The sequence below is a fragment of the Pedobacter sp. genome (genome assembly GCF_045627485.1).
Classification (GTDB): Bacteria; Bacteroidota; Bacteroidia; order Sphingobacteriales; family Sphingobacteriaceae; genus Pedobacter.
The window spans coordinates 1-13,657 of the sequence record NZ_JAZQNU010000194.1 but is presented as its reverse complement, the minus strand read 5'-3'; the positions used below and the strand labels follow the sequence as shown (position 1 = coordinate 13,657).

General features: G+C 40.3%; 16 protein-coding genes. 9 read left to right on the top strand and 7 right to left on the bottom strand.

What is annotated here, in order from left to right; genetic code table 11:
• The first annotated feature begins 2 nt into the window (after nt 1–2).
• The 9 genes from ACR2F3_RS14810 to ACR2F3_RS14770 all read left to right on the top strand — a co-directional run bounded on the left by ACR2F3_RS14810 (nt 3) and on the right by ACR2F3_RS14770 (nt 7,211).
• Nucleotides 3–1,376 carry an NADH-quinone oxidoreductase subunit N gene (locus tag ACR2F3_RS14810; RefSeq protein WP_432710759.1) on the top strand — a complete coding sequence of 458 codons (1,374 nt, stop codon included), beginning with the start codon at nt 3–5 and terminating at the stop codon, nt 1,374–1,376.
• 45 nt (nt 1,377–1,421) lie between these two features.
• Entirely contained in the window at nt 1,422–2,078 is a 657-nt protein-coding gene (locus tag ACR2F3_RS14805) for a DedA family protein (RefSeq protein ID WP_432710758.1), read from the top strand.
• Between the two features lie 7 nt (nt 2,079–2,085).
• Nucleotides 2,086–2,637, top strand: a complete 552-nt coding sequence (locus ACR2F3_RS14800; RefSeq protein ID WP_432710757.1) for an inorganic diphosphatase — start codon at nt 2,086–2,088, stop codon at nt 2,635–2,637.
• Entirely contained in the window at nt 2,637–3,959 is a 1,323-nt protein-coding gene (locus ACR2F3_RS14795) for a hemolysin family protein (protein ID WP_432710756.1), read from the top strand. The genes ACR2F3_RS14800 and ACR2F3_RS14795 overlap by 1 nt, the downstream gene beginning before the upstream one ends.
• A 10-nt stretch (nt 3,960–3,969) precedes the next feature.
• The gene (locus ACR2F3_RS14790) at nt 3,970–4,674 is read left to right on the top strand and encodes a 16S rRNA (uracil(1498)-N(3))-methyltransferase (RefSeq protein WP_432710755.1); all 705 of its coding nucleotides are present in this window, start codon (nt 3,970–3,972) and stop codon (nt 4,672–4,674) included.
• A 16-nt stretch (nt 4,675–4,690) separates the two neighbouring features.
• Nucleotides 4,691–5,188 carry a biotin/lipoyl-containing protein gene (locus ACR2F3_RS14785; protein WP_432710754.1) on the top strand — a complete coding sequence of 166 codons (498 nt, stop codon included), beginning with the start codon at nt 4,691–4,693 and terminating at the stop codon, nt 5,186–5,188.
• Between the two features lie 54 nt (nt 5,189–5,242).
• Entirely contained in the window at nt 5,243–6,355 is a 1,113-nt protein-coding gene (gene porV / locus ACR2F3_RS14780; protein ID WP_432710753.1) for a type IX secretion system outer membrane channel protein PorV, read from the top strand.
• A gap of 72 nt (nt 6,356–6,427) precedes the next feature.
• Nucleotides 6,428–6,907 (top strand): 2-C-methyl-D-erythritol 2,4-cyclodiphosphate synthase, encoded by a 480-nt coding sequence (ispF, locus tag ACR2F3_RS14775; RefSeq protein ID WP_432710752.1) that lies wholly within the window; start codon nt 6,428–6,430, stop codon nt 6,905–6,907.
• 64 nt (nt 6,908–6,971) lie between these two features.
• Nucleotides 6,972–7,211 (top strand): hypothetical protein, encoded by a 240-nt coding sequence (locus tag ACR2F3_RS14770; protein WP_432710751.1) that lies wholly within the window; start codon nt 6,972–6,974, stop codon nt 7,209–7,211.
• Nucleotides 7,212–7,214: 3 nt separating this feature from the next.
• Here the strand turns inward: ACR2F3_RS14770 and ACR2F3_RS14765 are convergent, their stop codons facing one another.
• The 7 genes from ACR2F3_RS14765 to ACR2F3_RS14735 form a co-directional block, all read right to left on the bottom strand.
• Entirely contained in the window at nt 7,215–8,090 is an 876-nt protein-coding gene (locus tag ACR2F3_RS14765) for a pirin family protein (RefSeq protein ID WP_432710750.1), read from the bottom strand.
• A 33-nt stretch (nt 8,091–8,123) separates the two neighbouring features.
• Nucleotides 8,124–8,654 (bottom strand): YceI family protein, encoded by a 531-nt coding sequence (locus tag ACR2F3_RS14760; protein ID WP_432710749.1) that lies wholly within the window; start codon nt 8,652–8,654, stop codon nt 8,124–8,126.
• A 77-nt stretch (nt 8,655–8,731) separates the two neighbouring features.
• Complete coding sequence (locus ACR2F3_RS14755) at nt 8,732–9,322, bottom strand: Crp/Fnr family transcriptional regulator (RefSeq protein ID WP_432710748.1); 591 nt, start codon at nt 9,320–9,322, stop codon at nt 8,732–8,734.
• A gap of 191 nt (nt 9,323–9,513) precedes the next feature.
• Nucleotides 9,514–10,707: a hypothetical protein gene (locus tag ACR2F3_RS14750; protein WP_432710747.1), complete on the bottom strand. Its 1,194-nt coding sequence runs from the start codon at nt 10,705–10,707 to the stop codon at nt 9,514–9,516.
• Between the two features lie 2 nt (nt 10,708–10,709).
• Nucleotides 10,710–11,540, bottom strand: coding sequence for a type 1 glutamine amidotransferase (locus ACR2F3_RS14745; RefSeq protein WP_432710746.1), 831 nt, complete (start codon nt 11,538–11,540; stop codon nt 10,710–10,712).
• Nucleotides 11,541–11,548: 8 nt separating this feature from the next.
• Nucleotides 11,549–12,646: a carboxylate-amine ligase gene (locus tag ACR2F3_RS14740; RefSeq protein ID WP_432710745.1), complete on the bottom strand. Its 1,098-nt coding sequence runs from the start codon at nt 12,644–12,646 to the stop codon at nt 11,549–11,551.
• A gap of 10 nt (nt 12,647–12,656) precedes the next feature.
• The coding region (locus ACR2F3_RS14735; RefSeq protein ID WP_432710744.1) for an ATP-grasp domain-containing protein at nt 12,657–13,657 on the bottom strand (1,001 nt) is incomplete at its 5' end.

Sequence of the window (13,657 nt, the reverse complement as noted above, 5' to 3'; positions counted from 1 at the left end):
AAATGAATATCATTATAACAATTGCAGTTACAGCTTTAGTCGTACTTTATGCGGGCTTATTTAAAGCCAAGAAAGCATTATTGCCTCTTTCCCTTTTTGGTCTCCTTATTTCTTTAGTTTTTGTAGTCACCTCCTGGAATACGGACCATGTATCATACGGCATGATGCAGATGGATAATTTTGCCTTAGCATTTTCAGGTTTAACCATTACGGGTACGTTTTTTATCTTGTTGCTATCTCAAAACTATTTTGCTAAGAACAGCGAGAACATTGCAGAGTATATTACCTTAATTCTCTTTTCGCTGGTCGGTATCATTATGATGCTGTCTTACAAAAATATGTCGATGTTATTTGTTGGTGTCGAAATCATGTCTGTAAGTTTATATATCCTTGCAGGTATACGAAAGAGCAATTTATCCTCTAATGAGGCCTCCATGAAGTATTTCCTAATGGGAGCCTTCTCTACCGGCTTTTTATTATTCGGAATCACATTAATTTACGGTGCAACCGGGTCGTTCGACATTGACGTAATTAGTGAATATCTGGTTGGAAATTACAATTCATTGTCACCATTGATTTACCCAGGCATCATTCTTTTGATGGTTGGCCTGGGCTTTAAAGTAGGCGCAGCGCCTTTCCATTTCTGGGTGCCCGATGTATACGAAGGTGCGCCAACTTTAATTACCACCTTCATGTCTACTACAGTTAAGGTAGCTGGTTTTGCCGCGCTATTGCGACTATTTGTGGATACCTTTGCGCCATTGCACGACTTCTGGATGCCGCCTGTGATGGCACTTGCCTGTATTACCCTGTTTATTGGCAACGTAACTGCGCTATTTCAAAAGCATTTCAAAAGAATGCTTGCTTATTCGAGTGTATCACATGTAGGTTATCTATTGTTTTCAATAATAGCCCTGAGCGATCAATCTTCAAGCGGGGCCTTGGTTTATTTAACAGCCTATACTTTTGCAAGTATAATTGCTTTTGCGGTCCTTATTTTGGTCAAACAAAATACTGGTTCAGATCACTTCGATAGCTACAATGGCCTTGCTAAAAAGAGTCCTTTCGTGGCTTTTGCATTAACTATTGCCATGTTATCACTTGCCGGTATTCCATTAACGGCTGGTTTTATTGGTAAATACCTTATGTTCTTAAATGTGATGGGCGAATACCATGTATACCTGGTTGCCTTCGCAATTTTAAATGCCCTTGTTGGTTTTTATTATTACTTTAGGGTAATTGTTGCCATGTATTTTAAAGATGGGCCAGAAGTTGATATTCAAACTCCGGCTCAATACAAGTTGGTTTTAGTATTGTCAGTTGTAATTACGGTGCTATTGGGGGTATATCCTTCGCTTATTTTAAATTTGATATAGACGTTTCTCTAATTAATTATTTGTAGTTTTAGGGATATTTGGCCTATGCACGAATTCTGGAATTCATTACAGCACTTCATTGATCCTGAGAAATTATTAAAAGAAGGCGGTTTTTACGTAGTAATGTTTGTCATTTTTGCGGAGACCGGTTTGTTTTTTGGGTTCTTTCTTCCTGGCGATTACCTGCTGTTTCTTGCAGGTATGTTCGTGGCGACGGGCAAACTTGACGTTAACATTTATGTATTGGTTGTTGGATTATTTGTTATGGCGATCCTGGGCAATTTTACTGGCTATTGGTTTGGTCGTAAAACTGGTCCAATGCTCTATCAAAGAAAAGACACTTTCTTCTTCAAAAAGCGGTATTTGAAGGCCGCTGAAGAATATTATAATAAACAAGGGGCATTTGCGCTCATTATGGGTAGATTTGTTCCGATTGTAAGAACTTTTGCACCGATTTTTGCTGGTGTAGTAAAGTTGGATTTTAGAAAATTTGCATTTTATAATATTACTGGTGGATTTATATGGATCACATCCTTAACTTTGCTGGGTTATTTTTTAGGCAAACGATTTGAAACTGAAATTAACGATTACTTATTTTACATAATTACCGGATTTATCGTCATTACAACCATTCCTTTGATCGTCGCATTTGTGAAAGGGAAAGTTGTGAAAGATAAAGACATCAAAAAAAACACTGACTAATAAAAAAATGACAAAAGACGAGCACCACCCGTGGCATAATGTTTCACCAGGCAGCAGTTTGCCTGAATTTGTAAATGCAATTATTGAAATTCCTAAAGGATCAAAAGCGAAGTACGAAATTGACAAAGATTCAAATTTAATTAAATTGGATCGCGTGTTATTTTCCTCCGTAATGTATCCTGCTAACTATGGCTTTATTCCGCAAACTTATTGTGATGATAATGACCCTTTAGATATCCTGGTTTTGTGTTCCGTTGATGTATATCCTTTATCTATCGTTGAAGCGAAGGTGATAGGTGTGATGCACATGGTTGATAATGGTGAGCAGGATGATAAAATCATCGCTGTAGCTAAAAACGATCAGTCGGTAAACTATATTAATGATATTTCAGAGTTGCCTCCACATACAATGAAAGAAATCGTTCGTTTTTTCCAGGATTATAAAGCCTTGGAAAATAAAAACGTTGAAATCGAACACCTATTGGGCGTTAAATTTGCCCACAAAGTGATATATGAAAGTATAGAACTTTACGACAAGACATTTAGAAATAAATCTTAATGGGATTTCAGATATTTTTAACCTTTTTCTTAGTGGTGCTCAACGGTTTTTTTGTTGCAGCAGAGTTTGCAATTGTAAAAGTAAGAGCATCACAAATAGAGATTCAAGCCAAATCAGGCAGTAAGGTATCTAATATTGCAAAGTTTATCACGCAACATTTAGATGGATACTTGGCTGCCACGCAGCTAGGTATTACTTTGGCCTCCCTGGGTCTAGGCTGGGTTGGAGAATCTGTTATGGAGCATTTATTACATAATCTTCTAACTTCATTCGGTTCCACTCCACAATTTATCGCTTCTTTTTCTAGCACAGCTTCACCAATCATCGCTTTTGCTTTTATTACCGTTATGCACATCGTTTTCGGTGAGCTTGCTCCAAAATCAATTGCCATACAACGTCCTGTAGCAACAACTTTGTTTATTGCATTGCCCCTACAAATATTTTATGTAGTATTCAAGCCATTTATTTGGGCTTTAAACGGTTTTGCTAATATCCTGCTTCGCATGATTGGCTTAAGTACCGTAGGCGGACACGAAGACCATAGTACAGAAGAACTCTATTACCTGTTAGACCAGGGAAAAGAAAGTGGTGCATTGGATACTAATGAACACGAGTTAATACGTAATGTATTCGATTTTAATGAGCGTGTGGTTAAAAATATCATGGTGCCAAGAACCAAAATTTCTGGCATTGAATTAAACACGCCCAAGGAAGAAGTTATTGAAAAAATCATTTCAGAAGGTTATTCAAGGCTTCCGGTTTACGATGAAATTATCGACAAGATCATCGGTATTATCCATGCTAAAGATGTTCTTCCACTTTTGGCCAGTCATAAAGATTGGACTTTAAGTGATATTATCCGAAAGCCTTATTTCGTGCCAGAAACTAAGAAAATCAATGAGCTATTAACTGAACTGCAAAAAAAACGTATTCAGATCTGTATTGTAATTGATGAGTTTGGAGGAACCGCTGGGATGGTAACTTTAGAAGATATTGTGGAGGAGATTGTTGGAGAAATTCAGGATGAATACGACGAGGAAAAACCTAACGTAGAAAAGATTTCTGAGAACGAATTTATCATTAACGCCTATGCTACGGTATACGATGTAAATGAATTGCTGCCTCATGATCTGCCTGAAAATCAGGATTTCGACACCGTTGGTGGATTGGTATCTCATGCTTTCGGTAAAATTCCTGAAGTTGGTGATAGTGAGGAATGTTATGGTTACTTGTTTACGATATTAAAGAAAACCGAACAAAATATTGAGACCATTAAACTGGAGCTCGTTATACCAAAAGAAGAAACAATAGATAATCACTAAACGATGTGTTATGCATGTATTTTATACACCTGATATCACATCTAATGAATATACATTAAACGAAGAGGAAAGCAGGCACTGTAACAAAGTGCTTCGCTTGAATCCCGGAGATCAGGTTTTTTTAGTGGATGGCAAAGGAGGTTTTTATGAAGCTGAAATTAGCGTTGCTGGTAAAAAGCTGGTCACTCTTAAAGTTACCCAAGTTCAGCGCGAATATCAAAAACGTAACCATCACTTACATATCGCGGTGGCGCCGACTAAGAACATCGATCGCCTGGAGTGGTTTTTAGAAAAAGCCACTGAAATAGGGATAGATGAAATTACACCCATCATCTGTGAACGTTCCGAGCGTAAGGTTGTTAAGGAAGAGCGGCTTTTTAAAGTCATCACTTCAGCGGTGAAACAGTCTTTGCAGGCTTATCATCCCATTTTAAATCCAGCAATAAGTCTGTCAGATTTCCTGAAAAATGAACAGCAGGGTACCAACCTGGTCGCACATTGTGTAGCAGATGAACCTCGCCGTTTTATCAGCGAATTAATACAACCACACGGCCGGTACACCATTTTAATTGGTCCTGAAGGTGATTTCAGTCCAAACGAAATTGCTTCTACACTATCTCGGGACTTTCAACCAATAACACTAGGAAATACCCGTCTTAGAACAGAAACGGCAGCGCTTGCTGCTTGTTTTGAAGTAAATTACATCAACAGGTAAACAAACTCCAACACATATGTATAAGGTAAAAGTTAACGAGCAGTATAGTTTCGATATCGAAGCAGATAAAGAGGTTAAAGTGAATGGAGAAGCAGTTACCGTTGATCGGATTGCCATGTCACATGGACTTTCTCATGTGCTTTATCAGCACAAGTCTTATAATGTAGAAATTGTTGATCAAGACAAAGAGGCGAAAAGGGTGGAGGTAAAGGTAAACGGGCACTTATACATGGTTTCCGTTGCCGATCAGTATGACCTGTTGTTACAGCAGTTAGGTATGGAAAACCTGCAAACCAATAAGGTGAAGGAAGTTAAAGCACCGATGCCTGGTTTGGTCTTGAGTGTGTTGGTGGCTCCAGGACAGGAAGTTAAAAAAGGGGATAACCTACTCGTGCTTGAAGCCATGAAAATGGAAAATATCATTAAGTCAAGTACAGATGGCGTAGTCAAATCTGTCCAAATCGTGCAGGGAGACAAAGTCGAGAAGAACGCGATCCTGCTGCAGTTTTCGTAATAATTTTTTTATTGCTGTAGAACTAAATTACATTAATGAAAATTAATGTAACCCATGATCGGCAAAAACCTTTTTCAGGCCTTCTTGTTTTATATCCTGCTTTCGGCGTTCTCTTCAAGTACTGCACAAACTATTCACCCCGTAGAGCGACCAGCAGTTCCTTTTTTGCAGATTAATCCTGATGCACGTACCGCGGCTATAGGAGAAGCAGGCGCTGCCACCACGCCAGACGCAAATTCTCTTAATAGCAATTCTTCCAAACTAGCTTTTATTGAGTCAAAGTATGGCTTTTCCCTGGCTTACAGTCCCTGGTTAAAAAGTCTCGTTCCCGATATGTACCTGAGTTACCTCAGTGCTTTCTATAGGTTATCCGACAGGAATACCATAGGTGCTTCCGTCAGGTATTTTTCCATGGGTGAAATTCAGCTTACTGATGATAATATGCAGAGTCTGGGCAGCTATCGGCCGAACGATATTGCAATCGATATCACCATGGCCAGACGTTTCGGCGATTCCTTTTCTTTGGGCGGTTCTCTACGTTATATTCAATCCGGTATAACCGCAACGCCATTAAATAATGGCCAGTCTGGTCAAACCCTTAGTGCATTAGCCGTAGATTTCTCCGCTTATTACCAACAACAGCGCCAGCTCTTTGGTAAAACCACCAAACTTTCCGCAGGACTCGCTTTATCCAATGTTGGCACCAAAATGAATTACCCGAGTGGCGACACCCCATATTTCCTCCCCGCTAACGCAAAGTTAGGCTTTGCAGCAGGCTTTGGCTGGCTTGAAGACAGTCAGTTCACCCTGGCCTTCGATTTAAACAAACAGCTGCTACCTACTGGCACTGATGACCCGCTAACAACTGATGTTTCTGTGGCTTCTGCAATTGTGAAATCTTTTGGTGATGCACCAGGGGGATTTAAAGAAGAATGGAGTGAGGTGAGCATGGGCGGTGGAATTGAATATCTTCACAAACAACAGTTCGCAATAAGAGCCGGTTACCTTTATAAGAACCCAGAAAAGGGCGATTTCAGTTACCTTACCGCAGGTGTTGGCTTCCGCTATCAATTCATGAACATAGATTTCGCCTATATTATTGCAAACCAGCAAAAGAACCCCTTGGGTAGTTCTTTGAGATTTACGCTGCTGCTAAATTTTAACTAAACAATGTACTCAGAGCCCTATGCAGGCATTATAATTGTATCTTAGTGCCTTTGCATAAATAAGTTAAAAAACATGAAAATAAAGATAGGATTTGGATTTGACGTTCATCAATTGAAGGATGGTCATCCATTTATTGTAGGCGGCGTGAATTTAGCCCACCACCGTGGTGCTTTCGGCCATTCAGATGCCGACGTATTACTTCATGCCATTTGCGATGCCTTATTGGGTGCGGCTAACCTTCGCGATATTGGATTTCACTTTAAGAACACAGATCCCCGATGGGCAGGCATCAGTAGCATGATCCTGTTAAAGGAAACCGTGAAATTAATTAAAGAAAAGGGTTTTGCTATCGGTAACATTGATGCCTCGCTATGCCTGGAAGCCCCAAAAATTAATCCTCATATTCCAGAAATGCAGAAACGTATTGCCGAAGCTATGGATCTTTCCATAGAGGATATTTCAATCAAAGCAACCACTAATGAACAGATGGGTTTCGTAGGCAGGGAAGAAGGTGTGGTGGCTTATGCAGTATGTTTATTAGAGAAGATTTAAAGACATTCCACCTTTCGCAAACAATTAAGTGCCTTTCATCGTTAATAAATCAAAACAATTTACGATGAGAAACTTGCTTAAATTCATTACGATCGGTACTACAGCAGCATTATTCACCGCCTGCACTTTTGGAGATAAAGGAAGCGAAAAAGTTCCTGATTCTGTACGCATAGACACCAATATGCATGGTGGTGGTGAACAAGGTGGATATCAAGGAACAGGAATAAGGGACAGTGCTGTAAATACAGGTCGCGGTACAATCTCTAAAGATACCACTGGCACCGATAGTATACCGCGACACTAAATTTTACTCTTCCAGGTAACCAAATTTACCTTCGTTATAATCAGCAATAGCTTGTTGTATTTCTTCGGGTTTGTTCATTAGAAATGGGCCATAACTAACAATAGGTTCGTTAATCGGTTCACCGCTAAGTATTAATACAACCGTTTCTTCTAGTGCTTCCACCGAGAAATCTGTCCCTCCATTTTCAAAATAAACAAATTGGTCGGCCAGTGCTTTTTCTTGATCATTAACCTTAATGGCACCCTCAATTACCATTATGCCTGTGTTGTAATGTGCCGGGAGGCTTAGTGATAAACGGGCCTCAGCTTTAAGCCTTAGCTCATACATTTCAATCGGACTAAAGGTAAATGCTGTACCATCAACACCATTAAAATGGCCTGCAATCACTTTTACTGAACCCTGATCTTCCGGCAAGCGAAACTGTTTTATATCCGAAGCTTTTATGCCCTGGTATTTTGGTGTTGTCATTTTAAATTTAGCGGGCAGGTTTACCCATAACTGAACCATTTGAAAATCGCCGCCTTTTAGGCTGTATTCCTGTTCATGATATTCTTTATGTAGAATACCTTTGCCCGCAGTCATCCACTGAACATCACCCGGAAATATAAGACCACTATTACCAGCACTGTCATGATGTGCTACAGCGCCCTGATAGGCAATCGTCACGGTTTCAAAACCCCGATGGGGGTGGGCGCCCACCCCCCGTGGTTGTTGCCTGGCAGAAAAATTTACCTTAGCGTTGTAATCCAACAGGTAAAAAGGACTCATTTTTAATTTGTTGCCACCAGGGAAAAAATTATGCACCCTGAAGCCATCACCTACCATATGAGGAGCCGGTGGGTTTAATACCGACGCCACTTTTTTTATCGTTATATCCATTAAATTCCTCTCTATAAAGAAAGGGTGTTACTGTTACGCTTTTCTCACAAATTGCAGCTCACCCAATATTCGTACGTCTTCACTTACCATTACACCACCGGTTTCCAGTGCAGCATTCCATGTTAAGCCAAACTCGTTTCTGTTAATTTTACCTTTTAAGTTGAATCCGGCTTTTACATTTCCCCATGGATCTGTAGCAATACCGCCAAACTCAACATCCAATGTTACAGGTTTAGTTGTGTCTTTGATCGTTAAATCGCCCGATAAAATATAGTCATCACCTTTTTTAGACAAAGAAGCACCTTCAAATTTAAGTGTAGGATACTTTTCTGCGTCAAAAAACTCTGCACTCCTTAAGTGATTATCTCTGTCCTTATTGTTGGTGTTAATTGAGGCAACCTGTGCTTCAAAACTTACTTTTGCATCACTGAAATCTTCTGTTTCGGTGATAAGTTCGGCAGTAAAATCATTGAATGATCCTGTTACTGTAGTAATCATTAGATGTTTTACTTTAAATTCCAGTTCGCTGTGGGTTGGATCTAATGTCCATGTTGTTGTAGCCATAGTTTTGTTGTTTATTTAATGTATAACAAAGGTACGGCCATCTTGCAACTGGCGCATTGATGTAAGATAAGAAATGCCTATGGACGGAAATGTTTGTGCGCAAGGTCTTTACGTACCCGGCTCAAAGATTCTGGAGTAATGCCGAGGTAAGAAGCGATCATCCACTGCGGTACGCGAAGGGTAAGGTTAGGGTAAAGTCTGATAAAGTCAAGATACCTTTCTTCTGCCGTTGCACTCAATAACATATTGATCCGTTTTTGCATAAAACGGATCGAGTTGTTCAGCATGGATGCATTTAGTTCCTGCAATTTGGGAAGAAAGGGAATAGCATTGTTAAAATAATCTTTGGGAATCATCAGCGCTTTGGTCTGTTCAATCGCATCAATATAAAAGTCAGATGGTTCGTTAAACAGTAATCCATTCCGTTCAGAAATCCACCATAATTCTGGTGCAAACTGAATAACATGCGCTTTTCCTTTGCTGTCTACCGAATAACTGCGTAATAATCCCTCACCCACAAAGTATGTCCTGTTACAGATGTCTCCCTGGCTTAATATAATTTCATTCTTCTGGAAGGTTTTGACTTGTAAATCTTTAGAGATCAGGCTAAACTGTTCGTCTGTAATGGGAAGGCTTTTTTCCAGATAAGCCCTAAACTTATTTAACATCCTTAAAGTCTACTTTACATTGACTGCCATTACATGATCCACAACTACCACCTTTATTGGCAGCTGAACGAAAAACTAAACGGCCTATATAAAACAAGGCGGTAATAAAAAGAAATATGACTAATACAGTTTGCACATCCATGTTCAAATATAAATAACACACCGCCTGGAGACGTCTTTAAAATGTAAATTTACTTTTCCAGAAAGCCAATGGTACCGCCTACCCAGTCGAAATCTTTATTGTAACGTACCCCGATCATTTTGCCACGGCTCATTCTGGCCAGATTAATGCACAATACCGGGTCTGCACCATCAGCCCATAAGTACATCAGCCTGATTTCAGTTTTTACGCCACCATCTAACGCTTGTACTACAGGTTCATACTTTACTTTCCGTTGTAGAATCCAGTTCTCCGGATCCTTTACGTTGTGAACATCTTCTGGCGTAACATCGATAATAACCCCCTGACCGGCAAAAGAAAATAGCGGTTTTAATACATAGTTTTCAAGATCTTGCGGCAATACCGCTACGTCCTTTAAAAAGCGTGTCTCCGGAACAAAATCGCCCTTTAAGAAAGGCATAGTATATTTGCTCAACCTGTAAAACCAGTTCGGATGGGTTATCCATTCCAAGTCCATGTCTACACGTGGATCAAATCCTTGTTTAAAGAAAGCTTCCGGATTGCAGATTTCGTCAAATATCAAACGATTATATATTCTTTTTATTTGAATCTTTTTACCGTGCTCCTGATAATACAACTGTTTTCCTTCCTGGATCAGATCTGTCGGACTCATAACTTTAAAGCCCAATTCTTTTTGGGTTAAGTAAAAGTCGATAGCCGTTTTTTGGTTTGGCGCATCTAAATCCAGCAGCACTACTTCCTGTGGGTCATAGTTTCCAATGATAATGGCCTTTAACAAATTAAAATAAGCTGTTTTGTCTAATTGGTCAAAATATGGGGTCAATTCACCGAATTGAGATAGGGAGTAAGCTTTTTCGTAATGTTCGGCTAAATGCGATTGAAAACCATACAATGACGGAAACCCCTGCAGTTCGATCAGTTTAGGAACGAGTGCTCCTGAGTCATTCTTACAGATGGCAAAATCAAAGGTCAGGAAATGGGGGTGTTCATTTTCTCCAGGTACGTTCCGGGCATCCGGTATGGCACGCTGGGTTAAATCTTTAAAATCGGGTCTTTTAATAAACTGGATAATTTCATCACCTGCTTTTACCAGCTTATCTGCCAATTCCCTGGGGATAAATAAAGGTGTTTCTGCAATCCGGAAAGAAATAGGGGGTAAATTATGGGCGAGATTTTCTAATAACTTCTCATACTTTTTGTGCGTAAATTCCCCGTTAAATTTCCTTCTATAACTTGCAATCATGTTTATATAGTTATCTGTTGATATATAGCTTCAGTTAGAAAGTTTGGTAAGATCATTTTTTTAGTCAGCAGAATACGCCCCGGATCGTCCAGACTGTTAATCATATCCTCATACTTCTCTTCCCCATGAAGCTTAATAATCCTTGCCTTTGTATCCTTTTGTAAAAAATACGACTTCATTCCTTTAGCATCAGCTTCAGGGTGGAATTGAGTGCCCATTACGTAGTTTGAAAAGCGGATAGACATTATGCAGCGCTCCAGGTTTACATCGGGACGATACTTTTCTATAGCCGCTATTTCCGCACTGGTATAGGCAAAACAATCCTCATCTCCAGATACAACCTGCCAGTCGCGGCTGTCTACTGCATAGAACGGATTAGGCAAACCACTAAATACAGGGTCTTCCTGGCCAGCAACGGTCATGCTAATCGGAAAAATTCCAAAGGCTGGCGACTTCCGATGGGTCACTTTACCCAACTTGTATTTCCTGCAAGCCATTTGAAACGAATGGCAAATCAGAAATACGTATTTTTTTCTGCCCTTTTCATTTTCATTGTGTACATCTATATCTTCAAGTAGCTTAAAAAAGGCCAACTCCCAGTCCTTACCTCCCCCATCATAAGGGCTGCCTGGCCCGCCGCTGGAAATATAGATATCATAACTGGTATCTGGTATTTCGTTTTTTTGCCTTAAATCAAATACTTCTACAGAAAGATCCGCTTCATTTTCTACACTATATTGGTCTAATACATCCAATATCCCCCTCAAGCCAAGGTTTGGTGCGCCGTTATTCATGTCGATAACAGCTACCTTCATCTTCCTTTGTTCATTCATATGTTATTTTATAGTCCTGTTAACGTTTGGGTAGTAATATAATCCACCACAGACTCGTAACTGCCGGTTTGTCCATAAACAGCGAGTTGCCGGTCGGCGCCTGTACCGCCCGCCAAAATTTTATGGACATAGTTAATTTCATTCCTGCTACCTAGTTCATCGACTACATCGTCAATGAAATCAAGGAGTTCCAGCACTAAATTACGACAATTTACTTCCATTTCTTTACCAAAGTCTATCAGATTTCCGTCAATTCCGTAACGGGCAGCCCGCCACTTGTTTTCATTGATCAGTGCCCGGGAGTAACTGATGAAGTTTAGGTTTTGTAAACGCAGCTTATATAATTTTGCGCATAATGCTTGGAAAAGTGCCGTAAAAGCCATTGTCTCATCCACTAACATAGGGCAGTCACAGATTCTGAATTCTATGGTTTGAAAGAAGGGATGCACCCTGATATCCCACCATATTTTCTTGGCATTATCAATACAATTGGTCTTAATCAGCAGTTTAACGTAATTATCGTAATCTTCAATGCTGTTAAAGATATCTGGAATACCGGTTCTTGGAAATTTATCAAACACCTTTGTGCGGAATGATTTATACCCTGTGTTGCGTCCTTCCCAAAAAGGAGAGTTGGTTGAAAGTGCGAATACATGAGGTAGAAAATAGCGTACCTGGTTGGCAATGTGTATGGCAAGTTCCCGCGACTGGAAGCCTACATGCACATGGAGACCGAAAATAAGGTTGGAACGTGCAGCTTCCTGCAACTCATTCACAATCTCACTGTAACGCGGATGTTCTGTGATCAGCTGTTTTTCCCAGTGGGAAAAAGGGTGGGTGCCTGAGGCACCGATTCTTAATCCCTGTTCTCCGGCCAATTGAGCAACCGTTTGCCTCAATTGGCTGATCTCCTGTCTGGCCTGATCCGTGTTTTTGCAGATGCCTGTTCCAACTTCCACTACCGCTTGATGCATTTCTGCTTTTACCTGGTCTTTGTGGATCTTTTGAGCAGCTTCTACAATTTTTTGATCATGTGAGGTTAGCTCCCTTGTTACAGGGTCGATAACCATATATTCTTCTTCGATTCCGAGCGTAAAATCATTCATTTTTTATGTCCTAAATTGTTCCTTTAGACTTTTTATTGGCAGGTTCTTTTTTTGTTTTCACAGCTACTTTTACTTTGTCAGCTGCCAAAGGTTTTACTTTACGTTGCGCCTTAACTAAAGGGTCAGGTTGTTGCAAAGGTACACCGGAAACCGATCGTTTTACATATTCACCCCAAGTCAGGTTATCTTTTCCTTCCTGTTGTGCCTGCGCACGCTCAATCGCGTAAATTGCAGCCTTCTCTACTACCCAGTCAAAGTTTTCTTTACCTACACTTGTTACTTCAGCATCAGGGGCTGGGTTGCAAAAATCAATAGCATACGGTATACCATCCCTGACCGCAAATTCTACAGTGTTAAAATCATAACCCAGGTAATCGTTTAATTTAATCACATAGTCATGAATAGTTTTTAAAAGCTGCGCATCAGCAGGTTGCTCTTCTACCTGATATCTTAAATGGAAAGGATTTCTAGGTTCATAAGGCATAATGCGCACGTGTTTGCCTCCAATGCAATAACAACGGAAATATTGATCAAAAACAATCTCTTCCTGCAGCATCATTACCGTCTGTTTGGTCTGGCGGTGTTTATCATAAAAATCTTCTATATCATGCAGTTTATAAACTTCTTTCCAGCCACCGCCATCGAAAGGTTTCATATAAGCAGGGAAGCCGGTATAATTAAAAATGGATTCCCAGTCCAACGGAAAGGCCAGGTTACTGAAAGAATCTGCTGAAGTATCTGACGGCCGGTCGTAGGACGGAATCAGTGCTGTTTTAGGAACAGGAATTCCTAGTTTGACCGCAAGCGCATTATTAAAAAACTTCTCATCGGCACTCTGCCAAAAAGGATTGTTTATTACTGCCGTTCCTGTAATGGCGGCATTTTTAAGTGCGGCCCTGTAAAAAGGAACACCCTGCGATATGCGGTCCACAATCACTGCATAGCCTAAGGGTTCGGCTTGCACGATTTTATCCAGGGTCACAAATTCTGCGGTGATGCCCTCAGGGGCCA